Raw genomic sequence first — 23,931 nt, 5'->3', positions numbered from 1 at the left:
CAGGCGACCCTGGCGACGTCGATCAAGCAAGCCTGACGACGTCGATCAAGCAAGCTTGACGACGAAGTGCTTGGTTACCGGCTCGAGGATCTGCCAGGTGCCCTTGAAATCGGCTTCGACCACGAACGCATCGCCCGGACCGACCTCGACAGGCGTGCCGCCATCGGGCGTGATGATGATGCGGCCGGCGATCATGTGCACGAACTCATAGTCGGTGTAGGTGGCGTGATAAGTGCCGGGCGAGGCCCGCCAGGTGCCCGACAGCACCTTGCCGTCGGCGGTGGTGTGCTGCACGGCGGTCTGCATGGTCGGCCGGCCCGCGACAACGATCCAGCCCGGCAAGTCGCCGCCCTCGGCATGCTCGACAGCGCCGAATTTGAGAATGGTGGTATTGGTCATGGGAGGCTCCGTTTGAATTGCATGGCTGCCGGTTGGATAGCCGATGCGTGTGACGGGGGCAACGCAAGGGCCGACGTGTGGCGTCGGAGATTGGCGAACGGCGCGCGCTAATCTCCCCCAATGTTGCACTGCGTTAGATTTGTTGCATTGCGATATCGACCCATAGGGCGGAGTCTTGGTCCGACTGTCAACGGTTGCAGCGCCGTGTCCCGTTGGGCGCAAAGCTGCCGCACGTATGATCCCGGCGCGATCGTTACTCGCCGAGGCGGGGTCATGCACCAGCACGAGGTGGCAAATCGTGTCAGCATCGTTCCGGCCCGATATCGAAGGACTGCGTGCCTTGGCGGTGGCAGGCGTGATCGCCTTTCATTTCGGCTTCACCGGCCTGCCCGGCGGCTTCACCGGCGTCGACATCTTCTTCGTCATCTCGGGCTATCTGATCACAAAACACCTGCTTGCCGAAATCACCGAGACCGGGCAGCTCAACCTGTGGCGCTTCTATGCCAGGCGCGCTCGGCGGCTGTTGCCGGCGTCGCTGTTCGTCATCCTCGCCACACTGGTGGCCGGCGCCTTCATCCTGTCGCCGGAGGAACAATCGCTCTATTCCAAAGGCGCCATGTTCGCCTCGGCCTACATGATCAATCTGTGGCTGATCCGCTGGTCGTTCGATTATTTCGCCGCCGATGCGGCCAGCAACCCGTTTGTCCATTTCTGGTCGCTGTCGGTGGAGGAGCAGTTCTATGTCGCCTGGCCGGCGCTGCTTGTGCTCGCGGCATGGCTGCGCCCCGGCAAGCGCGGCGCGATCCTGGTGATCGGCATTGCCGGCCTCGTCTCGTTCGCCGTCTGCGCGTGGCTCACCACGGTCTCGCAGCCCTGGGCCTTCTATTTCTCGCCGCTACGCGCCTGGGAGTTCGCCGCCGGCGGGCTGGCCAGCATGGTGCCGCAACAAGTCTGGCAAAACCGCCCGCGGCTCGCCACGCCGCTGGCGTGGCTCGGCCTGGCGCTGATTGCCGGCGCCTATCTTTCCTTCAGCGACGAAACGCCCTTCCCGGGTTTCCTCGCCCTGGTGCCGGTGGCCGGCACCGTGCTGTTGCTGCTGGCAGGAGCGGCGCACGCGCAGCAGGAGAGCGCCAAGAAAAGCCCCATCAAGGCACTGGCGCTGGCGCCGCTGCAATGGGTCGGCAAACTCTCCTACTCGCTCTATCTCTGGCACTGGCCGGTGATCGTGTATGCCACGATGCTGACGCCGGAACTTTCGCCGCTGCAGCGGCTCGGCTGCTTTGCGCTGACGCTGGCGCTGTCGGGGTTCACCTATCATGTCATCGAAAACCCGATCCGCCGCAATGGCTGGCTGATGGCCAGTGCGGCGCGGGCGCTGGTGCCGGCCGTCCTCCTGACCGGTACCGGCGTCGTCGCCGCTTATGCCAATGCCAGGCTCGCCGTCCACGATCTCGATCCTGCGCAGCGCAGCATTGCCGCCAGCGCCGCGCAGCCTTCCACGGCGCGCGCGGCCGGCTGTATTCTCTCCTTCGAGACAGTGCCGCCGAAGGCCTGCGTGTTCGGCAACAAGGACGCCGGGCGCTCGATTGCGCTTTTCGGCGATTCGCATGCCGACCACTGGTCGACGCCGCTGATCGAGGCGGCGGCCAAGAACAACTATCGCCTCGTCACCTATCTCAAATCGTCCTGCCGTGCCTCGCGGGTGACGACCTGGAACTGGCGGCTGAAGCGCGACTACACCGAATGCAACCAGTGGCGGGAGCAATCGGTCAAGGACATTATCGCGTTGCACCCGCACATGGTGGTGATCTCGGAATTTTCGATCGGCAATGTGATGAAGGAATCGCCCGAGGAACTGAAGCACGCCGATTGGAACGAGGAGTGGAAGGCCGGCCTGCGCTGGACGCTGGCGGCATTCAGCGGGGCCGGGATCAAGGTCGCGGTAATCCGGGACGTTCCCTACAATGGAAGCTATGCCGACAAATGCGTGGCGCGGGCGCTGTGGCGCGGGCAGGTGCCTGAAGTCTGCGACACGCCGAGGGACGCGGCGGCGAACGACGACATCGCCGCGGCCGAGCGCGACGTCGTGCGCAGCGTGCCCGGCGCCACCTATGTCGACCTGACCAGCCAGTTCTGCGACGCCCAAACCTGCCACGTGTTCATCAACGGCCAACTCGCCTTCCGCGACCGGCACCACCTGGCGACGCCATTTGCTGAATCACTGGAGCCGCTCTTGGAGAAGGCGGTGTTTTAGGGGCGGCGAGGTAGGGGGACCTGACGGCTGACGCTCAGTTGATGCGAGCTATGCCACAAACACATCCTCTCGATGGTGAGCGAGGTAAGCCTGCTGCGGCGGGGTGAAGGTGCTAGTGCGCCAGACGGCGGGGGCTTCGGCAAAGCCGAAACTCTGCATCACCAATTGCTCGAATCCGAGCCGCCGCAAATCAGTCTTGTCGACGCGCTGGGATATGAGGACCTGCCCGCTATCTTCAAAACTGATGAAGCCACGGTCAAAGAGGTGGTCGGCATCAGGCGTGAGGAGCAGCCCGTTCATGCCGTCCAAGCGCTCCTGCGCGGAAGCGCATAGGCGCCAAGGTTTGATGTGGCTTGCAATCAGCAACGAGGGATTGGTGACCCCTGTGAGTCGGCACGAGCGCTCCATGGCTTCGACATTGGAACGAAATTTACCTTGGCCGCGACGAGCTTGAATGACGCTCGTCTTTACAGTGTCCTCGAGTTGGAGGTCGTCTCGGATACGGCGCTCAACGACGTCCTCTAAAATTTCATTGACGACTTCGAAAGTGAGACTGTTTGCGCCACCACGCCTCAAAGCTTCGCGGTCGAAAGCTGTACCCGCGACAATTGTGTGAAACACCTCTTGCGATACGCTCGCGAGATAGGCGTTTTGACGGCCTGATCCGGAGTTTGGGTCGATGGGCGAGTATCGGGCAGGCAGAAGCGGACCCAATTCGCCAATTATGTCCGACGGGCGCACCGTCGGCAGGAGCGGCGCCCAATACACCGGGAGAAGCCAACCTTCCTCGTTCCAATTGGCTCCAGTGTTCTTGAACTCCGGTGGTTTCGGTGCTGTGAATGCAAACTCCGCTACCCGACCAATATAGCGCACGGCTTGACCGAAAAAAGACAACACGAGGTCACCAGGTGTCGCCCGACGCATATTTTTGTAGAACTCGCTGCGTGCCCCATTCTTCTGAGTTTTGGGCGACCAGAGATATTGCCCGTCGATCTCTTGGCGGGCGGTCTGACTGTGATTTACCCACCAGAATTGCGACATCGTTTTTGATTTTAATAGTTGCCGTCGGGGGTAAGCTCTATTCGAGACCTGTCTCGCCTACAAGCAGGGAGCCGACCTTATTGCCAGGTGCGACAGGCGGCGTAACTGCATCTTTCGGCGAGACGCCAAGAAGAGCGTAGGGCGACGATAGTCGCCGCCCCCACCCCGCTTGCAAATCGCCCCCCAAATGCCATCTAGATCACAGGCGCACCGCCGGTGCGCCTTAGCCACGGAGCATTCACTTGACGCAGCGAAGCGGCAGTGCGGACTTGCCGCTGCATGGCGGGCGGGTTCCGAAATGGCTGGGTGACCGCATGACGCGGCTGGGCGCGGTGCTGTGCGAGGCGATCATCCATCATTATGGCCGCGACGAGCTGTTGCGGCGGCTGGCGCATCCGTTCTGGTTCCAGTCTTTCGGCGCCGTCATGGGCATGGACTGGCACTCCTCGGGCATCACCACTTCGGTCGTCGGCGCGCTGAAGCGCGGGCTCAATCCGATGTCGCGCGAGCTCGGCATCCATGTCTGCGGCGGGCGCGGCGCGCATTCACGCAAGACGCCGCAGGAGCTGGCGGCGATCGGCGAGCGCGTCGGCATCGATGGCGCGGCCCTTGCGACCGCCAGCCGCCTGGTCGCCAAGGTCGACAGTGCCGCCGTGCAGGACGGTTTCGACCTCTATCTGCACGGCTTCATCGTCACCGACGACAGCCGCTGGGTGGTGGTGCAGCAAGGCATGAACGGCGACAGCAGGCAGGCGCGCCGCTACCACTGGCTGTCGGAAGGGCTGACCAGTTTCGTCGACCAGCCGCATGCGGCGATCGAGGGCGAGCGGCAGGGCGAGATCGTCAACCTGACCGACCATCGCGCCGCGCCGTCACGTAGCGGCCAGATCGACCTGTTGAAGACCATGAGCCCGGAACGGATCCTCGACGAGCTTGCCGTGCTGGAGCCGCCGCCGAAAGCAGCGCCTGCGAAACCGGCGGCGCAGCCGATGCTGCCCAATCTGGTGATGCCGGCGCATCACGACGTGCGCGAGAGCGACATCGTCATGCACCGGCTGCACGGCAACATCTCGGCGGCCATCGAAAGCGGGCCGGCCAATTTTCCCGAACTGCTGCTGGTGCCCGGCGTCGGCGCGCGCACAGTGCGGGCGCTGGCCATGGTGGCGGAAGTGGTGCATGGCGCGCCTTGCCGGTTCTCCGACCCGGCGCGCTTTTCGCTTGCCCATGGCGGCAAGGACCGCCATCCCTTCCCGGTGCCGCTGAAAGTCTATGACGAGACGATCGCGGTGCTGAAATCGGCCGTCGGCAAGGCCAAGCTCGGCCGCGAGGAAGAGCTTGGCGCGCTGAAGCGCCTGGATGGCGAGGCGCGCCGGCTGGAGCGCTACGTCACCGGGCCGAGCCTTAAGGAGATCGTCGCCGGCGAGTTCGACCAGTCGCATCTGCTGGGAGGGCGCAGTGTGTTCGGGTGGGAGAAGGCGGCGGAAAGCGACGACGGTTCAGACAGGGGCCGCCAGTAGCGGCCTGTCCATCATGCAGAGATAGTGCGCGGCCCATAGAAACACGTGCTCGGCTGTTTTGATAATGCTTGCAAAGACCCATTTCTCAAGTGATGCTCTGCCAGGCGAGGCTCGGCATGAAGACATTCGCATGGACGTTGGTTTTCGTGCTGCTGGCGATTGGCGGCGCGATCGCCCAAACGACGCCTGAGCCTGTCATACTGGCATATACACCGCCGATGCACTTCGTCGTTGTACGCAACAGCACGCCAGGATGCGAGCCGACATGCCCGGAATGGATTTCGGCGGAAGGTCACATCGTGGCCGGCACGCCAGCTTTGCTGAAGGCTTTGCTGAAAAAACTCGGCCCCCGCAAATTGCCTTTGGCGTTGAATTCCCCGGGCGGCGAGACCGATGCGGCGATGGCGCTTGGCCATATGATCCGCGCCAGCGGGCTCGACACGATGGTTGGCAAGACGGAGTTCTCCGAATGCGCGCCAGACACGAAAGCCTGCGGGCCGGGCGACCTCCGCTTCGGCGTCGCCAACCCCGTCGGCGCAGTCTGTTCGTCAGCTTGTACGATGGTTCTTGCGGGCGGCGTACGGCGCCTGGCAGACAGCCGCGCCTTTGTCGGCATTCACCGGATCATGCTGCCGGCCGCCAAGAAAATCCACGGCAAGAAGACCATCGTCCTCGTTCCGATACCCAAATGGTATGAACGCAAGGTCGACAGCTATTTCACCGAGATGAAAGCAGGTTCGTGGATCGTATCGGCCATGCAAAAAATACCCGACGACAGCATACGATACCTCGTGACATACGAACTTTTGGACCTGAATCTGATAACCGAAACCGGTCACGGCGACACGCGCACCTCCATCGATATCTGCAAGACCACGCCGCCGGCGGGCAACTGCCGAACGGTCAGGCAATAGTAATAGCGGGCCACGTAGGTCGTCGAAGCGCCTGTTTCTCAACAGCAACCCTTCACTTTACGCGGCACCCTTCAACAGGTCTTCCGGCCGCCCCTCGACGAGCGCAGCAATATAGCTTTCCAGGCTGGTCGTGCCGCGCTCCGGGTTTTCCGGCTCCGCCGGCTTGTCCAGCGTGGCCCCGGTCATGCGGGTGTAGGACTCGGCCGCCGCTTTGGAGAAGCCGAGTTTTTCGTAGGTTTCTGTCCAGCGCTCGCGCGGCACCGTGACCACGCGCACGTTTTTGCGCAACGCCGCACTGAAGGCTGCGGCGACATCGGCGGCTGAGTAGCGCCGAGGGCCCTCGATATAGTGCGTGCCGGTCTTGTCCGTCGGCTCCAGCAGACGTCTCGCCGCGGCCTCGCCGAGATCCTGCGGCGCCACCATCGGCAGCTCGAAATCCGCCGGGAAGAAGGAGGTGATGACGCCGTCGCGCCGCGCCGTCTCCAGGGCCTGATCCCAGTTGCTCATGTAATAGGCGGCGCGGTTGACGCTTGCCGGAATGGCCTGGGCCTTCAGCTTCTGCTCGAGGCCGTAAAGGACGGTGAGATCGCCGACACCCTCGCCGGCCTGCGCGCCGTAGGTCGATTCCGCCACCAGCTTTTCGAGGCCGGAGCCCTCCAGCGCCGCCGCAATGGCGCCAACCGTCTTGCGCTCCTCGGCGTCGGTGTCGGTCGATGGATCGGCCGGCGGGTTGAGCAGAAACGCCCGCTTGCCGCGCCGCAAGACTTCACGCAGCGCCTCGACATCGAGCACATCGGCAACCGCGGCCTCCGCGCCCTGTTCAACCAACCATGCGGCCTTCGACTCGTCGCGCGTCACCACCGTGACATCCTCGCCCTGCCGCAACAGCGCCATTGCCGCCGCCGAGCCGACATGGCCGGTACCTCCAAGAATGACATGCATGGTCTCGTCCTTCCCTTGCCGATTCATGCCGGATTAATGGCTGGGGCGGCGAAGGGTTCAAAAATCGGGGGACGATGCTGACAGGAGGTGACGCTGAACTTCCTCGCAATGCACGGCGCAGGGGTCGTTCGCATCTTGCAAAATTATGGAACGAGGTCGTGCCCAGCGAGTTATATTAGCGCAACCTTGAATAGGAGGCAGCTATGAGAAAGCTCCTGCTTGCTTCGGCTATCGCTATCACTGCGGCGGCGGCGATGATCGCCCCGGCGAATGCCGGCGGGCGCGTCGTGATCGGCATCGGCAACGGCTACTATGACGATGACTACAATGACAGCTATGGCGACTATTACGATCGCTACGCTCCTCGCCCCTACTACCAGTATGATGCCTACGATAACGGCTTCAGGTACCACAGGTATCACAGGCACCATCGCCATTGCCGTATAGAGTTGGTCAAGCATTGGCGCCATCATCACAGGATCGTCGAGGAAATTCGCGTTTGCGAACGGTGATCCGATAGGGTGAAACCGGTCGGCCGGCATCTGCCGGCCGGCCGCTTCCTGCGCGGCTGCCGGCCTTATCGCGGCTTCCGCATCAGCATCATCCCGTAACCCACGGCCAAAAGGTCGAGCCCGACCTTCAACAGCTTCACCACCACATCTCGTCCCTCGCCGGTGCGTTCGGCGAGCGCCTTCACCGACTGGCCTTCGAGGCAGATTTTGCGAACCACCTCCGCCACTTCCCAGTGGGCCATGGCGGCGATGGCATGGGTGTGGGCGCGGCCGGCGTTGAGCACGCGGTCGGGGATGCCGCCATTGATGCGGCCGCCGTCAATGCGCTCTTCCCACGGCATCGGCCGCAGCCCGTCACGCGAGGCGCGCTCGAAATCGTCGCGAAACCGCTGGCCGGCCTCACGCTGCTGGCGGGTCAGCGAGGTGATGCCGACCAGCGGATCGACATTGCGCACCCGCACGATGCCGCCGGTCGCGGTGTAGCCGTCATTGGAGACCTCGTAGACGCGCCGCGCCTCTTCGGTGCCGACGCTCAACCGCTTGCGGCCGAAGCGATCGTCCTTCAGCGCGAAATCATGGCCGATCTCGCGGCGGATGCGCACCTGCTCGGCTTCGCCCGCAGGCACTTTCGGCGGTTTGGCTTTCTGCGCGGTTTTTTTGCTCATCGGGGGATCCTTGTGGGATTGGGTTGTTGAGCCGGGAGGTTGGCGTTCCTTCGCGCCCCCCTCTGCCCTGCCGGGCATCTCCCCCACGAGGGGGGAGATCGGATGTCGCGTCGGCTTTCGCCAATCACCACCGCCGTTGGAAGGCAGTGCGAGCGAGCTGCCAATTTCCCCCCGCGTGGGGGAGATGTCCGCCAGGACAGAGGGGGGCGCTGTCCCGCCGGCTTTCGATCATTGGTGGGGTCGTCCGGAGGCGAGGAACGGAGCCCAGCCGCTCACACCACCTCCGCCACAGGTCGGTGGAAACGCGTCTGATGATATTCGCAGTAGCTTTTCAGCGCCCTTGTGCGCAGGCCGCAGCACAGCATCTCGAGCCCCGGCCGACTGCCGGGAGCATCGTTGTCGGGGTCTTCCTCCAGCGTCAGGTCGAGCGGCGCGCGGCAGCGGTCGAACAGGCAGTCGATGAAGCGCATGGCGGCGACATGCGGCTGACGCCCGAGCGAGGCAGGGCGCGGCGCCGGCACATTGAAGCGGTAGATTTCGCCGTCCACCACCAGCCGTCCTTCGCCCGGGATCGAGGGCGCCGGACGGGCTGGCAACAGAGGCCTGGCCGATGGCTGACGGCTCGGTTTGGCGGCCGGTTTGACCGGCGCGGCCTGCTTCGAAACTCCTACTTCCCTTACGAGCTTGCTTGGCTGCGCCGGCGGATTCCTCTTGGCGGTATTCTCGTTTGCCGCAGTCTTCCCCGTCGCATTCTTCCTCGGTCGGCCGCCGGACCTGCCGCCTCTGGGGTTGGCGAAGCCGATGGTCTTCAACGCGCTGTTGCGGTGGACGATGCCGATGATGGCATTGCGCGAGACCGGACTGCCGCGCAGCGCCGTGAAGCGGACGGCGATCCCTGTGGCCGACAGGCCATCCCTCAGCCAGACGGCGATCTCCTGCAATTCGGTGTCGGTATAGGCAGTCATGTCGGTATCCATTGATTGCGCGCGCAAAGGCCGAGCGCCGGCCCCGAGGGCCCACGGGAAAAAATCAGAGCGGATGGTCGGTGCGGTCAGCCGATACTGGCGGCCGGCAGCGAGCCGGCGAGATGCCGCAAGGCGGCTTCGGCGGCCGCTTTGGTGAGGGCGGAAACCGCCCTGCCCGTCAGCCGGTCGAACAGGATGACGGTGCCATCTTCCGTGCGGATGCAGGAAATACCCTGCCCGCCGGAGACAGCCCTTGGCGCACCGGCGGCGCCATGGGCTGAAGAGGTGGCCGGAGCCGGGAGAGGAGCGGCTCCGGCCGTTCCGGTCGATCGGGGGGACGACGGTTCGACCGGATCCGGGGCAAGAGCCCCGGTTTGCGTCCGGACCGGGGAGGAGGACAGCCCGGACGATGGGAGAAAGCTGACGATGTCTGCGGAAACGCTTGCGGTTTGTTCGATCATGCGCTAAGCGTACGATATGTACGAAACGTACGCAAGCGAAATCGTACATATTGGACGATAAATTTCAGGCAATTTGTACGATGCAGGAACCGAGGCACAGATTGCAGCAGGCGCGGGCGGAGGCGGGTTATGCCTCGCCGAGCGACGCGGCGCGGGCATTGCGCGACATCAACAAGAACACGCTGATCAGTCACGAGAATGGTAACCGGCCGCTGTCGCGCAAGGCGGCGGAGAAATACGGCCGCCTGTTCGGCGTCGATCCCGGCTGGCTCTTGTTCAACGGTGACGGCGGCAGCCTTGCGGGGGGCCATTTCGGCTTTGACGAGTCGGGCCGGCAGATCCCGATGCCGTCGCTGGCCACCGTCGATGTGCCCATCGTCTCATGGATCAGCGCCGGCGAACTCGGCAGCCAGGACATGGTGGTCAATCTCAGCGACTATCCGACCATCCCCACCACCGATCTGGAGCAGGGCCAATGGATTGCTCTGCGCGTCGACGGCCCGTCGATGAACAAGATCTCGCCACCGGATTCGATCATCTTCGTCAACCTCAGGGACAAGCGGCTGGTGACCAATGGCTGCTACGTCATTTCGGACGAATCCGGCCAGGCCACCTACAAGCGTTACCGCCCCAACGAGAACCCGCCCTTCCAGCCGGCCTCCTACATGGACATCCCGCCGCCGGCGCTGGAAGGCGCCATCACCATCATCGGCCGGGTGAAGCGCTCGATGATCGATATGTGAGGGAGAAGGCGGTGAGGCGCAATCTCCCCCCTCGAAGGGGAGATGGCCGGCAGGCCAGAGGGGGTCGCCGCGCGTAAGGCGCTGACGTCCTCTGTCCGCGATAGGAAGTCGCGTCAGGACGTACCGACCCCCTCTGTCGCCTTCGGCGACATCTCCCCCTCGAGGGGGGAGATTACGCGCCCAAAAACTCGTTCGTAAAATACCCCCCGAAATCCGGCTTCTCCTTCAGAACCTTGCCATCGCCATCGAGCAATATGCCGGCCCTGAAGAGGTAGGTTCCGATCGCCTCGATCTTGGCCCTGGCGATGGTGCCGATGACGCCGTCCTGGCTGCGCAAGAAGTGCCCGTCGACGAGCATCTTCAGCGAAGCGTGGATCAGCGCCGGGTCGGTCAGCGCGTCCTTGTTGGACGCGATCAGCAGGTCGCCAGCCTCCTGCGGGTGATCGCAGGCAAACTGGTAGCCGCGCCGCGTTGCTTCGACGAAGGCCGATGCGGCCTTCGGGTTTGCCTGGAGATATGCATTGCTGGAGGCGATCAAGGTGGTGTGCTCGTCGGGCACGCCGTAGTCGGCGTAGCGGAAGCCGCGCTGCCTGACGCCTTTCAGCTCCGCATCGACGCCTTCCCAGGTCGAGACCTCCAGCGTGAAGTCGACCGAGCCGTTGGCCAGCGCCTCATAGGCCGAGGTGCCTAATGTCACCGTCTCGAAAACGCCCTTGCCGCCATCGTGGCGGATGATGGTCGAGATCAGCGTGTTTTCCCAGGCGCTGCCGAAGCCGCCATAGGTCAGACCGTCGAGATTCCTGGGACTCTTGATCTCGCCGCGATCCGCGTTGAAGACCAACCGGCCGGTCTCCTGCTGGACCACGGCGTAGACCGCCTTAAGATCGGCGCCGGCAGCCCGCTGGGTAAACAGGCCGACGCCGGCAATGCCGAAATCGGCGATGCGGTTGGCGACCAGCGTGCCGGCGCCGGTATCGCCATAGGGCAGGATCTCAACATCGAGCCCAGCCTCGCCGTAAAACCCTTTGTCGCGGGCAACGAACAGGCCGACATGGTTGGTGTTGACCGTCCAGTCGAGCGCGACGGTGATTTTTTGCGTAGCCGCATGAGCGCGAGAGGCCAGCGGCAATCCGGCGGCCAGCGTCAGCAGCAAAGCCTGCCGGCGTGTGAATTCGGTCATGAAAAACTCCTTTGAGCGGTCTGCGGAAACAAGCCCCGGTCAGTCCCGGGATTGAGCAGCGTGTCGAGGATGTCGGCTTCGAGCGCGGCGGCCTGGCGCGCGGCATCGCCGCCGGTGGTGCGCGGGCGCGGCAGCGGCACGGCAATCTCGCCGATGATGCGGGCCGGCCGCGCCGACATCAGATAGATTCGATCCGAGAGGTAGACGGCTTCGCGCACGTCATGGGTGATCAGCAGCGCGGTCCAGCGGTGGCGCTGCCACATGCCTTCCAGCCAGCGCTGCACACCCGCGCGGGTCAGTGCATCCAGCGCGCCAAAGGGCTCGTCGAGCAGCAGCATGTCGCGCTGCTGCACCACGGTGCGCAAAAGCGCCGCGCGCTGGCGCATGCCGCCGGAAAGTTCCGCCGGCCAGGCGCGCTCAAAGCCGGCAAGGCCGAACTCGGCAAACAGCGGCGCGACGTGCTCGCGTGCCGCCTTGCGGCCAAGACCCTGAACTTCCAGCCCCAGCGTCACATTGTCGATGACGCGCCGCCACGGCATCAGCGCGTCGCGCTGCGGCATGAAGGCGAAGGGGCTGCCCTGCAATGGCGCGCCGTCGAAGCGCATGTCGCCCTCACCTTTCAGCGCGCCGGTCAGCAACTGGAACAGCGTCGACTTGCCGGCGCCGGAAGGGCCGAGGATGGAGACGAACTCGCCGGCCGCGACATGAAGCGAAATGCCGGCGAGCACCTCAAGCGCGCCGAAGTTCTTCCTGATGTCCCGGAGTTCGAGCCGCGTCATTGACGGTTCTCTTCTGCAGCTTCAACCTTGCCGTCGCGGCTTTCGCTCCCTGCATTCTCCCAAGGCATGGCGAAACGCTGGACGAGCACGACAATGCCGAACAGGATCAGCGTGAGCGCGGCGCTGACGGCGACGGCAGCGAGCACCAGATCGGGCCGAAAGTTGTTCTTGGCATTGAGCATGTAGATGCCCAGCCCCTTCGCCGCCCCCGCATATTCGGCGAAGATCGCGCCGACCACGGCGTAGGTGACGGAGATGCGCAGCCCGGCGAAGAAATAGGGCAGCGCCGAAGGCAGGCGCGCCAGCCAGAAGATACGCCAGCGCCCTGCCCCCATGGCGGCGAGCATCTGCGAAATCTCCTTGCTGGTCGCAGCAAAACCTTCGACCAGCGCGACCATCATCGGGAAGAAGGTGACGAGCGCCACAAGCAGGATTTTTGGCATCAGCCCGAAGCCGAACCACAGCACGATGAGCGGCGCGATCGCGACCAGCGGCAAGGTCTGGCTGACGATCAGCAGCGGAAACAGCGCGCGGCGCAGCGGGGCCAAGAAATCGACCAGCGCCGAAAGCACGAAGGCAGCGACCAACGAGCAGGCGAAGCCGGCTGATGTGGCGCGGACGGTGGGCATGGTGTTGTCGGCGAGTGCGGCGCGATGCTCCCAGGCCTGCTGCAGCACGCGCGACGGCGGCGGCAGCATGATGGGGGCAGCGCCGCCATAGCGGGCGTAGAGTTCCCAGGCCGCGAGGAGCAAGGCGAAGGCGATGGCGGCAGGGATGGTCTTGGCGATGGCTGCGGCTAATCTCCCCCCTCGAGGGAGAGATGTCGCCGAAGGCGACAGAGGGGGTCGTCTCGCATAGGGCGCCCACGCCTTGCCGATGCAAAAAGGGCGTCGGCGCTCCACGCGGTGGGACCCGCTCTGGCCTGCCGGCCATCTCCCGCTCAAGGGGGGAGATTCGTGGGCATCGCGGTCTTCGCCAATCGCCAATGGCTCCCCTCCTCTTTGTGCTGAGGGGTCAGAGGCATCTCCTCCACGCAATGGGTCAGATAAACCAGCCACGGCAACATCCTCGAGGAACGACGCTTGAGCCGCGGCTCAGACCCCGCTCGGGCTGTTCGCCGAAATCGTGATGTCGAGGGTGACGTGGCCGGCGCCGGGGCCGAAGCGGCAGAAGGCCTCGTTGAGCGTGGCAAACACCGCACCGGCATCGCCGCGCAGTTTGGTGCAGAAGTTCTTTGAGCGTTCAAAGACGCCGGACTGTTTCAGGAAATCGATGCAGCCATAGATCTCGTCCATATGGTCGCCTGTGCCCATCACATAGAGCGAGAACTGCGCCGCCACCGGCTGGCCGGTCGACGGCGTGGCCTGGACAGCGCGGATCGCGGCGATCTTGCGCTCGTCCAGCGGAATGGCGGGGCCGCCGGTCTCGTCGGAGCGGCAGATCGGATCGTCGGGCTCGCCCGGACAGCCGCGCGAGACCGCTGCCGAAAGCACGCAGTGCTTGCCGCTTCTGGCCGCCGCGACGAACAGGTCGCGCATGGCGGGAAACAGCACCTCGGGCGGCCCGACCATAAGCGTCGAGATGTCGTCGGTTTCGATCCGCAGCCGGTCGCGCCACGGATCGAGCGCGCCGAGCGCGCCAAGGATGACGCCGACGAAATCGTCGGTCATGGGATAAAGGGAAATCTGTGCGCCTGAAAACATCGCCCGCCTCGCTCCGCTGGTATTATCCAGATCAGCTTTAGGGTCCGAAGGCTTGCCGCCCTCATCTCAGCCCCGACCATACGGAGCACCCCTGTGGATGAGCGGGTTAAAGCATTGTTCGCGACATTGGGGAAGCCGTTTGTTGAAGGCACTGCGGCAAAGTGTTTTGGGCCAGACGGGCCGGGCGCCCGGGCGTTCAGAGCGACTCGTCAGTTCGTTGCGTTATGAGATTTCCACGAATTTCTTATAACTGCGTTGAAATTCAAGCTGATAAACGTAATTACAAGAAAACGGCAGAGCCTCCGCGCAGCCCTTACGGTTTCTGCATTTCCTTATCCGCGACCCCATCCGAACTGTGCTGCTGCGTCGCTAGGGCTTGCCTGTGCTGGTCCCCTCGCCCCAGCGCTACGCCATCCACAAGCTGATCGTCGCCTCGCGACTCGGGCCGAGCGCTGGGGCCAAGCGGGAGAAGGATCTCCATCAAGCGCGCCTGCTGACCCAAGCGCTCGAAGCCACGCGTCGCCAGGACGACCTTGCCTTCGCCTTCATGGACGCGTGGGACAAGGGCGAAAACTGGCGCGAGACGATCCGGCGCGGCCTGAACCTGTTCGACGCCGACACGAGGGAAACAGTCAACACCATCCTGGGAAAATCCCTCCGCGAAATTGGTGCGAGTCCTGAAGGATTCACGATGCGTGATTAGCTGAAGCGACCGCTGCTATATTCATTGTCATCGTCCCAACTGTACGAAATTGGCTTGACGCTCGTTCGTACATAAAGTACGATATCTCTTTTCGCAGAGAGGAATGTCCTTGAGCACAGCGAACCATGTTGCCTTCGCCGATCTCTCTCGTCCTTTGCTGTCACCCCCGTCATTGCCGCCGCCCTTGTTGCCGCCGCCTTTATTGCCGCCCCCTTTGTTGCCCTTGTCATTCGATCAGTGCGAACGCCTCGCCGGGGCCTGGCGAATGGCCAGCCAGGACATCGCCGACGACATCCGCTTCATCCGCCAATATCTGAAAGTCGTTGCCGAGAAGGACAAGAGGCTGTCGACCGGCACCCTTGTTCACAGCCGCGCCTATGTCGAGGCCTGCGCCGGCTGGCTGCCACAGACTGTAGCGCGCTATCTGCGCCACCTGCGCCAGATCACCGAATGCGAACTGGCCATGACAGCTGCCGGGATTCGCTTTGCGCTGTCGAGTTATGCCTGGGAGGCATGAGGGCGCCTGTCGCCAAACACAAGGAATTGCGCTGCCCGTCGCAGGCGCAATTCGTCAGGTTGAGAGGCTCGGGCGCGCCTGAACGGCGGGCGCCAAGGATGGCCCGGCCAGCTAATTCCGGCCTTGCTTTATTTCGACTGGCCTTGTTTCAACTTGGCCTTATTTCGATTTGGCTTTGCCGGACTTTGCGGCGGCAGGCTTCGCTGCCTTTGACTTGGCGGCTGCCTTGGCGGGCTTGGCGTCAGCTTTCTTCGCCGCCTTTTTTGGCTTGGCGACCGCGCCATCGACTTCAGCCGTGGCCTGCTCCCAGTGTTCCTGATGCGCGCCTTCAGGCCGGCCGGCCTTTTCCCAAATCTCGTGCGCGCGCTGGCGAATGCGGTCCTGTTTGTCGTCCGTCACTTAAGCCTCCGTGGTTGGGTCCGGTCGGTTGGTCCAGATTCCACGAAAACATTAGCCGAAAATTCGGCCGGCGTCTTGAGTGACGAGACATCTCAGCGCGGGTCGGAAATCACCGCAACGCCGAGCAGCGCCGCTTTCTTGACGATCAGCCCCGCGAGGTCGGCATCCGAACGATCGGTGCCGGTGCGCTCCCGCAGGAGCGCGATCGCTTCCTTCATCGATAACAGCGCCGTGTTGCGCTCGGCCAGCAACTTGTCGCAACACGCCGCAACATTGGCGGAGTTCGGGGTCTCGACATGCGGCAACATGGCAATTCTCCTTTCATCATGTTCATTCGGCCCTGCCGCCCTTTTGGGAAGAACGACAGGGCCGTATCACCGATGAATGGTTAGGTTGTCGAGCGTTACTCGACCACCTCGACAATCCTGCGCGTGCTGGGGTCGACCAACACGGTATGGTTGTCGACGACGGCGTATCTGTACTGAACGTCGGGAACCTCCTGCAGCTCGACAGTGTCAGGCAAGGCAGTGCCGACATTCAATTCGACGCCGAGCAGATTGACCGAGGCAAGCGGATGTTTCTTTACGTACTGGTGCACGACCGTGCGCTGTTCCGGGGTGATGATCACCTGCTGCTGTGCCGGCTGCGTGACGATGACCTCGTCGGCGGCGGCAATGCCGATACCAGCGATCATGGCGAGCCCGGCGACGGCGGGAATAAGGATGGTTTTCATCTTCGTCTCCTGTCGTTGTTGGCGAGCTCCGCCGTGTTCCCGCATGAGGCGAAAACAGCGCAGATCGAGGTGGCGGGCTCCTGGAGGCAAACGCAGCCGGTACGGTCTTGTTCCGCAAGCGGAGACTAAATTGATCGGCTTCCCGGTCATGCCAGCAGAACCCGCACCCGCAAGATTCGCATTGAAGCACAATCCCTCAGGAGACCTTCGACGTGGACGATGCACGGCTCCAAATTCCGGTGGCGATCGCGGCCGGCGCCGGCATTGATCCGGTGACCGCGTCGCCCGGCCAAGACCGGAACCTACCGCCTTCGTGCCACGCCGTGAAGTTTCAAGCAAAGGTCATTGCTTCGGCGGCTGCGCAGGCACCTCGCCAGGCTTGATCACCGGCGTCTTGCCCTGGTCCGGCGGCGGCTGCGTCATACCCTGGTCACCACTGGGCGGCGGCTGCAGCACGCCGCCGCAGGGACCGAGCGTGCTGGTCGATTCGCCACCGCCATTGGCGACCGGCGGCTCCCGAGCATCGTCCTGAGGCTGCGCCTGGCAAGGCGCGGCAGGGCCGTTCCGGTCGCCATTGTCCTGCGCAGCCGCCGGGTCGGCCAGCGCCAAGAGCAGCACGCATGGGATGAGGGGGAAAGTCTTCATGGTCCAGCTCCTCTGGATTCATCTCCTTGGCAAAACAGACTAGTCCTTGGCAAAGCAGACTGGCGGCAATTGGTTCCACGGAGATGGAGTGGTTGCCGGAACCTGACAGCCGGAAGTGAGTTCCACCTTCTCGACGCAAAGCCGCCCAGAGGAGGCAATCATGGAAGAACGAAACAGAAAACCCAATGACGAGGTCGAGGCGCCACCGAGCAAAAACGATGCCCGCGACACGATCGCCAATGACGAGGTGGAGGCGCCGACGCCGCGCCGGCAGGATTGGGATGCGCTGCGTGGCGCAACGGTCCTGCCCGACGGAGCAGATGAGGAAAGCCTGCCGGACACCACCGGAGTCGAGAAGGAAGGCGAACTGCCCGAGGAGGATGACGACAACCCCTACCAGGACAGTGACGATGCCTTGCCCGACGACGCCGAGGAAGCCGCCATTGGTCACGACCTGGCGAGGCGCGGCGGCCCGTTCGACGAGGTGTAAGGGCAGCGACCGCGGACTTTCGAGAGGTTTCCCGGGACGTCCACGCCGTCACCAGTTGGACCAAGGATGAGCTGAAGGCGATGCCGGAGCATCGCGATTGATATTTCGAAGGATCCGGCTGGTCTGATCCTTCGTTTAAGGCGCCTTGGCGGTTTGGTTAAATTTAGCCCTTGTGGTCAAGGGCCGGCGGCGACGCAATCTCGGCACGTTCGACAGCCGCGAGGCAGCCGAGAAGCACGAACGCGAAGCCCAATATCTCAAGCGCCGTCGAGGCCGCTCGCCTGAAATCTTCAAAGTGCGCAAGATATCCCCGCCGCGGGCGGCGCAGACACGCTCCAGCATCGCAACGCTGCGAACCGGGCCATCGCCCGCCGGCACTTGAGTGCCGACGGGCTCTGACCTTCAGTTCGACCCGGGATCGCCGAGCGCCTCGGTGACGAAGGACGCCGCGATCAGGTCGTCGGCGTCGAGGCGTAGGGAGCCTTCGACACCCCCCATGATGGCCGCGACCTTCTGGAAGGTCTGCATCTCGTGTTCAGTAACGCTGGCGTCTCGCATCCTGGCTTTCAGATCGGCGATGCGTCGGCCCAGTGAGGCCGACGTTCCGATTTCTCTGTTCGACATGGTGGCCTGCTCCTCCCCCAACCCATGCTGTGGACGTACTCAAGTCTGCCTATATATAAGGCAGCGCGAATACAGTCGCCGCAACGCGCGATATCTGGGAAGGTTCCGGCGCCAAATAGTCACGAAATAATACGTGGTGGGACTCGGGTATGTTAAGCGCCGACGCGGCGATAGACACCGCAGCCAGCGGCTGCGGCCATCGGCCTGGCCAACCCGTGTCGCGGGTCGCGAATGCGGGTCGGACTTTGATCGCCGCGCGCGAACAGTCAGCGAGAGGCCGGAACCACGCCGGACACCGAGCGCGCCGTTTCGGGCGAAAACACCACGAAAGCAAAAACCAGAACGGCAGCGGCGATAATGACCGAGCCGCCGGCGACGATCGGTTCAAGCGCCGGGTTTCCCTGCAGCATCACATACAGCGCCGGCAGCATGATCACCAGGCCGAGTGTGTAGAGCCCGTAGTGGATCATGGCGATGCGACGCGCCGCCTTTTGCGGATTGAGCGCGTAGTAGCCGCCGAAGATGGCGCTCGTCACCCAACCGAGCAGATTGATATGCGCGTGCGCCGGAAAAGCGGCGTGGTCACCAGAGATCGCCATCTGCAGGCCGGCCGCAATCCCCAACATCAGGAACAAGATGGCAGTTTTGAAAAAGAGTTCTGAAACCCTCGGCATGTCATTTCTCCCCCTATGCGGTCTGCGACCGCTTGCGACCTGGAGAATACACCCACGCGCAGAACTTTTCCACGCCCCGGTTATGGGGCCATGCCTGCACAGCTTTTTGCACGCTGTTCGACTTTTCTGGCTGCCACAACCCGGCGCCGCCGCGCTACGGCGTCAGCAAGATGTCGGCGCCCGCTCGCTCGTCGAACACCACCGCGCAGCCGCGCCCCAGCGCCACTGCCGACAGCGCGTTGGCCACCGTCTCGTCCGGCGATACGAAATCACCGGTCAGCACTCGCAACTCCTCCACCGCCCTGGCCATTGACACGCAGTGCCCGGCAACGCGATCGCTCGTGCAGGCGTCAATGACGCTGACGAGGTCGATCATCTCGAACTGGCCCATACCGGCCTCCAAAAAAACAGCGTCCCGTCGCGGATATGAACGCCGAGGCGAGAGGCAATGTTCCGCAGGTCCGATGCCCAGGCGGAGCACTCGACAGCCCGACCTGGAACGGGCCGGCCGGCGACAACCGCTTCGCTTGACAATAGGCCCTGTTTGTTCTCTATTTGTTCGGCAAAAACGCCTCTCACAACAGACGCGGCTAATGCTGCAACGCCGCAAAGGGAACGGTCGGGATGGAGCCCACCATCCTGCATGCGGATCTCGACGCCTTCTACGCCTCGGTCGAGCAGCTGCTCGACCCGGCGCTCAGGGGCAAGCCGATCGCCGTCGGCGGCGGCGTCGTGCTTGCCGCTTCCTACGAAGCCAGGGCTTTCGGCGTGCGCGGCGGCATGCCCGGACGACGCGCGCGCGAGCTTTGCCCCGGACTGATCTTCGTCGGCGGCCATTTCGCCGACTATCAGCGGCTGGGCGACGCCGCCATCAAGGTGCTCGACGATTTCACGCCGCTGGTCGAGCGGATTTCCATCGATGAAGCCTTTGCCGACGTCGCCGGCTGCACGCATCTGTTCGGGCCGCCGGCCGAGATCGCCGCCACGGTGCGTCAGCGCGTCCGGGCAGAGCTCGGCCTGCCGATCTCGATCGGCGTGGCGCGCACCAAGCATCTGGCCAAGATCGCCTCGCAGGTGGCCAAGCCCGACGGGCTGGTGGTGGTCGATCCGGACACCGAACTTGCCTTCCTGCATGATCTGCCGGTCGGGCTGATGTGGGGCGTCGGCCCGGCGACCAGAGCGCGGCTGGCCGAGATCGGCATCGAGACCATCGGCCAGTTGGCAAAGACGCATGGTGGGGCGCTGCGAAGATTGCTCGGGCCCGCCGCCGGCGAAAAGCTGGCGTCGCTGGCATGGAACCGCGACCCGCGAAAGCTCGAAACCCACAGGCGGTCGCATTCCGCCGGCGCGCAGTCGGCGCTTGGCAGACGGCCGGCCGAGGCGCGTATCTTCGGACCCGTCCTGCTGCATCTGGCAGACCGGGTCGCCAGCCGGCTCAGGGCGAAATCACGGCCCGGGCGCACGGTGACGGTGCGCGTGCGTTTCGCCGATCTGCGCGCGGTCACACGCTCGCTGACGCTCGATCAGCCGATTTCGGCAACCGCGATGCTGGCCGAAATCGCCGAGGAGCTGGTGCGCGGCGTGCTGGCCGCCAACCCTCGAGAGAAGACCATCTCGCTGCTGGCGGTCTCGGTGTCGCAGATGGAAGAAAGTGCCGAGCTGCAGCTGGAGCTGCCGCTCGGGCTTGCCGATGAAAAGCAGCGGCCCGGCAGCAGGCAAGGCCTAGCGCGCTTTGGCGCCGACCGCGCCATCGACAAGATCCGCCAGCGCTTTGGCAGAGAGGCTGTCGGCTATGGCGCCGTGGCGCTGGAAGCCCGGCGCTCGGTTCCCGATGCCTTCCGCGAACTGGCGGAAAAGGAGCTTTGAGGACCGCCGCGACGGCCAGGCCAATGCTTACGCGGCACCCGAAGATAGCGCTGCATTTCCGGTCTGCCTGAGCAGGCCGACCAGCCAGGCCAGACCCGCCGCAGTTTCGGACATTTTTCGCACCGCAACCCGGCCACGCCATGCACGCCCAAGAACAACGCTTTGTCGATGAAGGTGGACTTGCAGTTAGTGCATCGGGACCAAGAAAACCCGGGACGGGACGACGGCGCCGCGAAGGTTGACAGTGCCGATCCGTCTGGCATTATCGCGTAAGGTTGGAGGATTCACTATGAAGAAAACCTATTCGAAGCCTGTTCTGGTCAAAAAAGGCAAGCTTTCGCAGGTTACGGCGCTCGCCAATGGAGCGGGTTCCGGCCCGATCGAGTGAAGTCGTTGAGTCGGCTGTCGCCTGATCTGGCGGCCTCGCCTGACACTGGAGATGCGGCATGAAGAAGACCTATTCGAAGCCGGCGCTGGTCAAGAAGGGCAAGCTCTCGCAGGTTACAGCCGACAATGGTAACGGCTCCGGGCCGGTCGCCGTCTAGCAGCCGATTATCCGACGCCTCGTGCCGTCTGGCCGGGAACAGGGCTTTGGGTGCCCGACGTGGAGAGTGGAAAATGAGGAAGACCTATTCCAAGCCAGTGCTGGTAAAAAAGGGCAAGCTCTCGCAGATCACCGCGAACGGCGCTTCTGCTCCTATTCCGGGCTAAACTCGTTCCCCGGTAGATCGAGATCCTCCTGGCAGAGTCGGGCGGCTTGATCGTTTCCGGAGCATGATCTCCCGCAGGCGGCGGGACCGTTCAGCGCACAACCACCAGATCGTCGAGCACGAGCTGCCAATAGTGGCTCGTGGAGAGGCGCACGCGCGTCACCGCCGCCAGCATCGGCGCATAGTGGACGGGCGCCAGTGCCGACAGGACGATCGTGTCGCTGGCGATCAGCCGGTCGCCAAGCCAGCTCTCGACCAGTGCGGTTTCGCCTTCGGACTTCAACCATGCCGCTGTCAGCATCACGGAATGGAACCCGAACGGTTTGTCGCTCGAGAATTCGGCCGGGTGTCCGCTGCTCGTATAGCAGACATGGTCTCCCGAGATATTGCCGTTGACGTAGCCTTCGCTGCCTTCGGTATGATCGCGCGCCAGTGCGTTCAGGTTGAACCAGGTCAACCCGGCATAACCGGACGGCACCTTGCGCAGGCCGCGCGTCGTGACATCGTCGAAACCGATGGCCTGCAAGGACGCGGCGCTGTCGACAGCCGCGTTCTCGGGCGACAGCAGGCCGAGCTCGGTCGGGTAGGCGGACAAGGCCAGTCGTCGTTCCATGCCATCGCCGGTGACTTCGATCGCGTCGGCGTCATCGGGCAGATCGAGACGGAAGCCAGCCCCAGCACTTAGCGGATGCACTGCCACCTTTTGCCCTTTCGCCATCACCGAGATGCTCGCCGAAGCACCGTCCGCTACGCGGCCGCTGAGCCGGCGTATCGCAAACAGGCCGACCGGCTGCAGCATTGCTTCCGAGGCCAGCCCGGTGGGCGAGCCCGGCAGCGGCCGGAGGTGCTGCGACTGGACCTCGTTGGCGCTGCTCGCGCGCCAGCCGGGCGGAACCGACACGGTGAAGCGGTAGCTGCCCGGCACATGGATGGGCGCGGCGCGACGTTTCGTCGACGCCAGGAAATTGGCAAAGCCGCCGCGATTGCTCCGCGCCGCGGCGACGAAGCGGCCGTCGCCATCATGCAGTCTGACCATGATGCCGGCCATCGGGCGGTCGCCGAGCCCGTAGCGGCCGTCGCGATCGGCATCGAAATAGACAAAGGACGAATGATTGAGCTTGCCGTGGTTGCCCGACCAGTCGCGGCGCACGGCGTAGTCGTTGGCCGGATCTTCACGAAGCCGGGCTCTGCGACGAGACCGCGCCAGCCGCCAGGCGAGAGCCGCAACGACAGCAGCGAACCCGACAAGGAGTATTGCCTTGATCACGGACGGCTCAAGCAATGCTGTCGGCCCTGCTCATCTGGATCTCCTGCGCATACATCGATCCATATATCGATGCTGCAGGCGCTTGAGCAACCGGACACGGGACCGGCGGACCACGGCATCGGCGTCACATATCCATTTCAGGCAACTATTCCGGCGACGGTACCGGCGGCTTCGTCGTCAGCGCCGCGCCGAAGGCGGCGACGACCACGGCGGCGATGCCCGCGCATTGCAGCGGGCTCAGGATTTCGTGCAGGAACAGGAAGCCGGCCAGCGCGCCCAGCGCCGGCTCCAGACAAGTCAGCGTGCCGTAGAGCCTGGCCGGCATCCGGGTCAGCGCCACCATCTCCAGCCAGAACGGCAAGGCGCTGGAGAACAGCCCGACCAGCAGCGCGCTGACCAGGATCGCGGGTGCGATCAGGCCGGTACCCGCCTCGGCGAGGCCGAACGGCAGGCCGACGGCAGCGGCAATGACCAGCCCGTAAGCCGTGGTCTGGCTGCCAAGCTCCGCGCCGGCCTTTTGTGCAAAGACGTTGTAGAGCGCCCAGCAGCCGCCGGCGGCCAGCGCCAGCATCACGCCGACCGGGTCGAGTGAACTGCCGGAGTGGATGAAGGGCGACAACAGCAATATGCCGGCAACGGCCAGCACCACCCAGACGAAGTCGGTGGCGCGCCGCGACGACAGCGTCGCCACGAGCAGCGGGCCGGAGAATTCGAGCGCCACCGCGACGCCGAGCGGAATTCTGGCGAGCGCTGCGTAAAACAAAAGGTTCAGCGCCGCGAGGTTGACGCCATAGGCGATGAGCCAGGGCAGCACGGCGCGCGACGGCCGCACCCGCCACGGCCTCAGCACCGCCGCCAGCATCAGCGCGCCCACGACCAGCCGCAGCGCCGTGGTGCCGTTGGCGCCAATCAGTGGAAACACGCCCTTGGCGAAGGTGGCGCCGATCTGGATCGACACCATTGCGCCAAGCAACGCGCCGATCGGCAAGGCCTTCGCTTCAGCTACGGCAATCGGCGTCGACGTCAATTCCAGTCCCCCCCGCGGTGCGCCGCAGCGTTGGCCCGAGATATGGATAATAGGCCTGGCTGTCGTGTGGCACGGGCAGACTGTTGATGGGGCAAGACGTGGAAGGCGAACGCCGACGTGTCCAGCCGATAGATGGGTAACACTTTGAACCGGATACATAGGTGACACTTCTCTCCCCCTATGCGTCCGCCGCAGCGCCAA

General features: G+C 64.0%; 31 protein-coding genes, 1 pseudogene and 1 riboswitch. Of the genes and pseudogenes, 13 read left to right on the top strand and 19 right to left on the bottom strand.

Annotated elements, in window-relative coordinates:
* Window positions 1-45: 45 nt before the first annotated feature.
* The gene (locus NKJ78_RS26925) at window positions 46-399 is read right to left on the bottom strand and encodes a cupin domain-containing protein (protein WP_352460516.1); all 354 of its coding nucleotides are present in this window, start codon (window positions 397-399) and stop codon (window positions 46-48) included.
* Between the two features lie 298 nt (window positions 400-697).
* Here NKJ78_RS26925 and NKJ78_RS26920 point away from each other — a divergent pair, with 298 nt between their 5' ends.
* Entirely contained in the window at window positions 698-2,653 is a 1,956-nt protein-coding gene (locus tag NKJ78_RS26920; RefSeq protein WP_352460517.1) for an acyltransferase family protein, read from the top strand.
* A 48-nt stretch (window positions 2,654-2,701) separates the two neighbouring features.
* Here the strand turns inward: NKJ78_RS26920 and NKJ78_RS26915 are convergent, their stop codons facing one another.
* Complete coding sequence (locus tag NKJ78_RS26915; RefSeq protein WP_023805596.1) at window positions 2,702-3,694, bottom strand: HNH endonuclease; 993 nt, start codon at window positions 3,692-3,694, stop codon at window positions 2,702-2,704.
* A 242-nt stretch (window positions 3,695-3,936) separates the two neighbouring features.
* Here NKJ78_RS26915 and NKJ78_RS26910 point away from each other — a divergent pair, with 242 nt between their 5' ends.
* Both NKJ78_RS26910 and NKJ78_RS26905 read left to right on the top strand, forming a co-directional pair.
* Window positions 3,937-5,211: a DUF763 domain-containing protein gene (locus tag NKJ78_RS26910; RefSeq protein ID WP_352460518.1), complete on the top strand. Its 1,275-nt coding sequence runs from the start codon at window positions 3,937-3,939 to the stop codon at window positions 5,209-5,211.
* Window positions 5,212-5,357: 146 nt separating this feature from the next.
* Entirely contained in the window at window positions 5,358-6,125 is a 768-nt protein-coding gene (locus tag NKJ78_RS26905) for a COG3904 family protein (protein WP_352460519.1), read from the top strand.
* 57 nt (window positions 6,126-6,182) lie between these two features.
* Here NKJ78_RS26905 and NKJ78_RS26900 read toward each other — a convergent pair whose 3' ends face one another.
* The gene (locus tag NKJ78_RS26900) at window positions 6,183-7,067 is read right to left on the bottom strand and encodes an NmrA family NAD(P)-binding protein (protein ID WP_023805600.1); all 885 of its coding nucleotides are present in this window, start codon (window positions 7,065-7,067) and stop codon (window positions 6,183-6,185) included.
* A gap of 203 nt (window positions 7,068-7,270) precedes the next feature.
* Here NKJ78_RS26900 and NKJ78_RS26895 point away from each other — a divergent pair, with 203 nt between their 5' ends.
* Window positions 7,271-7,579: a hypothetical protein gene (locus NKJ78_RS26895; protein ID WP_023693854.1), complete on the top strand. Its 309-nt coding sequence runs from the start codon at window positions 7,271-7,273 to the stop codon at window positions 7,577-7,579.
* Window positions 7,580-7,644: 65 nt separating this feature from the next.
* Here NKJ78_RS26895 and NKJ78_RS26890 read toward each other — a convergent pair whose 3' ends face one another.
* From NKJ78_RS26890 to NKJ78_RS26880, 3 genes are all read right to left on the bottom strand, one after another.
* Window positions 7,645-8,244, bottom strand: coding sequence for a DUF6456 domain-containing protein (locus NKJ78_RS26890; RefSeq protein WP_023693855.1), 600 nt, complete (start codon window positions 8,242-8,244; stop codon window positions 7,645-7,647).
* Window positions 8,245-8,516: 272 nt separating this feature from the next.
* Window positions 8,517-9,209, bottom strand: coding sequence for a GcrA cell cycle regulator (locus tag NKJ78_RS26885; protein WP_023693856.1), 693 nt, complete (start codon window positions 9,207-9,209; stop codon window positions 8,517-8,519).
* A gap of 86 nt (window positions 9,210-9,295) precedes the next feature.
* A complete protein-coding gene (locus NKJ78_RS26880; RefSeq protein ID WP_023693857.1) occupies window positions 9,296-9,670 on the bottom strand; it encodes a hypothetical protein in 375 nt (124 codons plus the stop codon).
* 80 nt (window positions 9,671-9,750) lie between these two features.
* On the opposite strand from NKJ78_RS26880, the gene NKJ78_RS26875 reads away from it, so the two are divergent.
* Entirely contained in the window at window positions 9,751-10,413 is a 663-nt protein-coding gene (locus tag NKJ78_RS26875; RefSeq protein ID WP_023672482.1) for a LexA family transcriptional regulator, read from the top strand.
* A 172-nt stretch (window positions 10,414-10,585) separates the two neighbouring features.
* Here the strand turns inward: NKJ78_RS26875 and NKJ78_RS26870 are convergent, their stop codons facing one another.
* The 4 genes from NKJ78_RS26870 to NKJ78_RS26855 all read right to left on the bottom strand — a co-directional run bounded on the left by NKJ78_RS26870 (window position 10,586) and on the right by NKJ78_RS26855 (window position 14,075).
* The gene (locus NKJ78_RS26870) at window positions 10,586-11,593 is read right to left on the bottom strand and encodes an ABC transporter substrate-binding protein (protein WP_352460520.1); all 1,008 of its coding nucleotides are present in this window, start codon (window positions 11,591-11,593) and stop codon (window positions 10,586-10,588) included.
* Window positions 11,590-12,372: an ABC transporter ATP-binding protein gene (locus tag NKJ78_RS26865; RefSeq protein WP_352460521.1), complete on the bottom strand. Its 783-nt coding sequence runs from the start codon at window positions 12,370-12,372 to the stop codon at window positions 11,590-11,592. The genes NKJ78_RS26870 and NKJ78_RS26865 overlap by 4 nt, the downstream gene beginning before the upstream one ends.
* Window positions 12,369-13,211 carry an ABC transporter permease gene (locus NKJ78_RS26860; RefSeq protein WP_031253609.1) on the bottom strand — a complete coding sequence of 281 codons (843 nt, stop codon included), beginning with the start codon at window positions 13,209-13,211 and terminating at the stop codon, window positions 12,369-12,371. The genes NKJ78_RS26865 and NKJ78_RS26860 overlap by 4 nt, the downstream gene beginning before the upstream one ends.
* Before the next feature lie 255 nt (window positions 13,212-13,466).
* A complete protein-coding gene (locus NKJ78_RS26855) occupies window positions 13,467-14,075 on the bottom strand; it encodes a YkoF family thiamine/hydroxymethylpyrimidine-binding protein (protein ID WP_023730345.1) in 609 nt (202 codons plus the stop codon).
* Window positions 14,066-14,178, bottom strand: a riboswitch (TPP riboswitch). (Overlaps the previous gene by 10 nt.)
* 279 nt (window positions 14,179-14,457) lie before the next feature.
* Here NKJ78_RS26855 and NKJ78_RS26850 point away from each other — a divergent pair.
* Together NKJ78_RS26850 and NKJ78_RS26845 are read left to right on the top strand one after the other, a co-directional pair.
* On the top strand, window positions 14,458-14,778 hold the full coding sequence (locus NKJ78_RS26850; RefSeq protein ID WP_023740109.1) for a GSU2403 family nucleotidyltransferase fold protein: 321 nt from the start codon (window positions 14,458-14,460) through the stop codon (window positions 14,776-14,778).
* Between the two features lie 265 nt (window positions 14,779-15,043).
* Window positions 15,044-15,295, top strand: a complete 252-nt coding sequence (locus NKJ78_RS26845) for a hypothetical protein (protein ID WP_352460522.1) — start codon at window positions 15,044-15,046, stop codon at window positions 15,293-15,295.
* A 159-nt stretch (window positions 15,296-15,454) separates the two neighbouring features.
* On the opposite strand, the gene NKJ78_RS26840 is transcribed toward NKJ78_RS26845, so the two are convergent.
* The 4 genes from NKJ78_RS26840 to NKJ78_RS26825 form a co-directional block, all read right to left on the bottom strand.
* Entirely contained in the window at window positions 15,455-15,694 is a 240-nt protein-coding gene (locus NKJ78_RS26840; RefSeq protein WP_023740111.1) for a DUF2934 domain-containing protein, read from the bottom strand.
* Between the two features lie 92 nt (window positions 15,695-15,786).
* The gene (locus tag NKJ78_RS26835) at window positions 15,787-16,002 is read right to left on the bottom strand and encodes a hypothetical protein (RefSeq protein WP_023670360.1); all 216 of its coding nucleotides are present in this window, start codon (window positions 16,000-16,002) and stop codon (window positions 15,787-15,789) included.
* 95 nt (window positions 16,003-16,097) lie between these two features.
* Window positions 16,098-16,427, bottom strand: coding sequence for a DUF1236 domain-containing protein (locus NKJ78_RS26830; protein ID WP_023670359.1), 330 nt, complete (start codon window positions 16,425-16,427; stop codon window positions 16,098-16,100).
* A 342-nt stretch (window positions 16,428-16,769) separates the two neighbouring features.
* Window positions 16,770-17,072, bottom strand: coding sequence for a hypothetical protein (locus NKJ78_RS26825; RefSeq protein ID WP_023740112.1), 303 nt, complete (start codon window positions 17,070-17,072; stop codon window positions 16,770-16,772).
* Window positions 17,073-17,232: 160 nt separating this feature from the next.
* On the opposite strand from NKJ78_RS26825, the gene NKJ78_RS26820 reads away from it, so the two are divergent.
* On the top strand, window positions 17,233-17,562 hold the full coding sequence (locus NKJ78_RS26820; protein WP_023740113.1) for a hypothetical protein: 330 nt from the start codon (window positions 17,233-17,235) through the stop codon (window positions 17,560-17,562).
* Window positions 17,529-17,663: pseudogene (locus tag NKJ78_RS30840) on the top strand (PRC-barrel domain containing protein); the annotation flags it as partial. The gene NKJ78_RS26820 and the pseudogene NKJ78_RS30840, both read left to right, overlap by 34 nt.
* 301 nt (window positions 17,664-17,964) lie before the next feature.
* On the opposite strand, the gene NKJ78_RS26810 reads toward NKJ78_RS30840, so the two are convergent.
* The 3 genes from NKJ78_RS26810 to NKJ78_RS26800 all read right to left on the bottom strand — a co-directional run bounded on the left by NKJ78_RS26810 (window position 17,965) and on the right by NKJ78_RS26800 (window position 19,251).
* Window positions 17,965-18,186 carry a hypothetical protein gene (locus NKJ78_RS26810; RefSeq protein ID WP_023670355.1) on the bottom strand — a complete coding sequence of 74 codons (222 nt, stop codon included), beginning with the start codon at window positions 18,184-18,186 and terminating at the stop codon, window positions 17,965-17,967.
* A gap of 266 nt (window positions 18,187-18,452) precedes the next feature.
* Window positions 18,453-18,860: a heme-copper oxidase family protein gene (locus tag NKJ78_RS26805; RefSeq protein WP_023749548.1), complete on the bottom strand. Its 408-nt coding sequence runs from the start codon at window positions 18,858-18,860 to the stop codon at window positions 18,453-18,455.
* A gap of 154 nt (window positions 18,861-19,014) precedes the next feature.
* Window positions 19,015-19,251: a hypothetical protein gene (locus NKJ78_RS26800; protein WP_023670353.1), complete on the bottom strand. Its 237-nt coding sequence runs from the start codon at window positions 19,249-19,251 to the stop codon at window positions 19,015-19,017.
* A gap of 233 nt (window positions 19,252-19,484) precedes the next feature.
* Between NKJ78_RS26800 and dinB the strand changes: the two genes are divergently transcribed.
* The 4 genes from dinB to NKJ78_RS26780 all read left to right on the top strand — a co-directional run bounded on the left by dinB (window position 19,485) and on the right by NKJ78_RS26780 (window position 21,437).
* Complete coding sequence (gene dinB, locus NKJ78_RS26795; RefSeq protein ID WP_023740116.1) at window positions 19,485-20,726, top strand: DNA polymerase IV; 1,242 nt, start codon at window positions 19,485-19,487, stop codon at window positions 20,724-20,726.
* 289 nt (window positions 20,727-21,015) lie between these two features.
* On the top strand, window positions 21,016-21,114 hold the full coding sequence (locus NKJ78_RS26790; protein ID WP_023670351.1) for a hypothetical protein: 99 nt from the start codon (window positions 21,016-21,018) through the stop codon (window positions 21,112-21,114).
* Between the two features lie 58 nt (window positions 21,115-21,172).
* A complete protein-coding gene (locus NKJ78_RS26785; protein WP_023740117.1) occupies window positions 21,173-21,271 on the top strand; it encodes a hypothetical protein in 99 nt (32 codons plus the stop codon).
* 73 nt (window positions 21,272-21,344) lie between these two features.
* A complete protein-coding gene (locus tag NKJ78_RS26780; protein WP_023689018.1) occupies window positions 21,345-21,437 on the top strand; it encodes a hypothetical protein in 93 nt (30 codons plus the stop codon).
* A gap of 90 nt (window positions 21,438-21,527) precedes the next feature.
* On the opposite strand, the gene NKJ78_RS26775 is transcribed toward NKJ78_RS26780, so the two are convergent.
* Both NKJ78_RS26775 and NKJ78_RS26770 read right to left on the bottom strand, forming a co-directional pair.
* Window positions 21,528-22,703: a hypothetical protein gene (locus NKJ78_RS26775; protein ID WP_352460523.1), complete on the bottom strand. Its 1,176-nt coding sequence runs from the start codon at window positions 22,701-22,703 to the stop codon at window positions 21,528-21,530.
* A gap of 145 nt (window positions 22,704-22,848) precedes the next feature.
* Window positions 22,849-23,730 carry an EamA family transporter gene (locus tag NKJ78_RS26770; RefSeq protein ID WP_352562735.1) on the bottom strand — a complete coding sequence of 294 codons (882 nt, stop codon included), beginning with the start codon at window positions 23,728-23,730 and terminating at the stop codon, window positions 22,849-22,851.
* Window positions 23,731-23,931: the final 201 nt, after the last annotated feature.

It is taken from the genome of Mesorhizobium sp. M0037 (genome assembly GCF_040323635.1).
Classification (GTDB): Bacteria; Pseudomonadota; Alphaproteobacteria; order Rhizobiales; family Rhizobiaceae; genus Mesorhizobium.
This window is presented reverse-complemented; position numbering and strand designations above follow the sequence as displayed.

What these genes read in the sequence shown, in the direction of transcription:
- NKJ78_RS26825 (WP_023740112.1), bottom strand. Translation starts at nt 17,072, where the DNA reads ATGAAGACTTTCCCCCTCATCCCATGCGTGCTGCTCTTGGCGCTGGCC.
- NKJ78_RS26835 (WP_023670360.1), bottom strand. Translation starts at nt 16,002, where the DNA reads ATGTTGCCGCATGTCGAGACCCCGAACTCCGCCAATGTTGCGGCGTGT.
- NKJ78_RS26820 (WP_023740113.1), top strand. Translation starts at nt 17,233, where the DNA reads ATGGAAGAACGAAACAGAAAACCCAATGACGAGGTCGAGGCGCCACCG.
- NKJ78_RS26800 (WP_023670353.1), bottom strand. Translation starts at nt 19,251, where the DNA reads ATGGGCCAGTTCGAGATGATCGACCTCGTCAGCGTCATTGACGCCTGC.
- NKJ78_RS26925 (WP_352460516.1), bottom strand. Translation starts at nt 399, where the DNA reads ATGACCAATACCACCATTCTCAAATTCGGCGCTGTCGAGCATGCCGAG.
- NKJ78_RS26915 (WP_023805596.1), bottom strand. Translation starts at nt 3,694, where the DNA reads ATGTCGCAATTCTGGTGGGTAAATCACAGTCAGACCGCCCGCCAAGAG.
- dinB (WP_023740116.1), top strand. Translation starts at nt 19,485, where the DNA reads ATGGAGCCCACCATCCTGCATGCGGATCTCGACGCCTTCTACGCCTCG.
- NKJ78_RS26895 (WP_023693854.1), top strand. Translation starts at nt 7,271, where the DNA reads ATGAGAAAGCTCCTGCTTGCTTCGGCTATCGCTATCACTGCGGCGGCG.
- NKJ78_RS26885 (WP_023693856.1), bottom strand. Translation starts at nt 9,209, where the DNA reads ATGACTGCCTATACCGACACCGAATTGCAGGAGATCGCCGTCTGGCTG.
- NKJ78_RS26855 (WP_023730345.1), bottom strand. Translation starts at nt 14,075, where the DNA reads ATGTTTTCAGGCGCACAGATTTCCCTTTATCCCATGACCGACGATTTC.
- NKJ78_RS26830 (WP_023670359.1), bottom strand. Translation starts at nt 16,427, where the DNA reads ATGAAAACCATCCTTATTCCCGCCGTCGCCGGGCTCGCCATGATCGCT.
- NKJ78_RS26780 (WP_023689018.1), top strand. Translation starts at nt 21,345, where the DNA reads ATGAGGAAGACCTATTCCAAGCCAGTGCTGGTAAAAAAGGGCAAGCTC.
- NKJ78_RS26880 (WP_023693857.1), bottom strand. Translation starts at nt 9,670, where the DNA reads ATGATCGAACAAACCGCAAGCGTTTCCGCAGACATCGTCAGCTTTCTC.
- NKJ78_RS26845 (WP_352460522.1), top strand. Translation starts at nt 15,044, where the DNA reads ATGGCCAGCCAGGACATCGCCGACGACATCCGCTTCATCCGCCAATAT.
- NKJ78_RS26890 (WP_023693855.1), bottom strand. Translation starts at nt 8,244, where the DNA reads ATGAGCAAAAAAACCGCGCAGAAAGCCAAACCGCCGAAAGTGCCTGCG.
- NKJ78_RS26805 (WP_023749548.1), bottom strand. Translation starts at nt 18,860, where the DNA reads ATGCCGAGGGTTTCAGAACTCTTTTTCAAAACTGCCATCTTGTTCCTG.
- NKJ78_RS26865 (WP_352460521.1), bottom strand. Translation starts at nt 12,372, where the DNA reads ATGACGCGGCTCGAACTCCGGGACATCAGGAAGAACTTCGGCGCGCTT.
- NKJ78_RS26870 (WP_352460520.1), bottom strand. Translation starts at nt 11,593, where the DNA reads ATGACCGAATTCACACGCCGGCAGGCTTTGCTGCTGACGCTGGCCGCC.
- NKJ78_RS26875 (WP_023672482.1), top strand. Translation starts at nt 9,751, where the DNA reads ATGCAGGAACCGAGGCACAGATTGCAGCAGGCGCGGGCGGAGGCGGGT.
- NKJ78_RS26790 (WP_023670351.1), top strand. Translation starts at nt 21,016, where the DNA reads ATGAAGAAAACCTATTCGAAGCCTGTTCTGGTCAAAAAAGGCAAGCTT.
- NKJ78_RS26810 (WP_023670355.1), bottom strand. Translation starts at nt 18,186, where the DNA reads ATGTCGAACAGAGAAATCGGAACGTCGGCCTCACTGGGCCGACGCATC.
- NKJ78_RS26785 (WP_023740117.1), top strand. Translation starts at nt 21,173, where the DNA reads ATGAAGAAGACCTATTCGAAGCCGGCGCTGGTCAAGAAGGGCAAGCTC.
- NKJ78_RS26900 (WP_023805600.1), bottom strand. Translation starts at nt 7,067, where the DNA reads ATGCATGTCATTCTTGGAGGTACCGGCCATGTCGGCTCGGCGGCGGCA.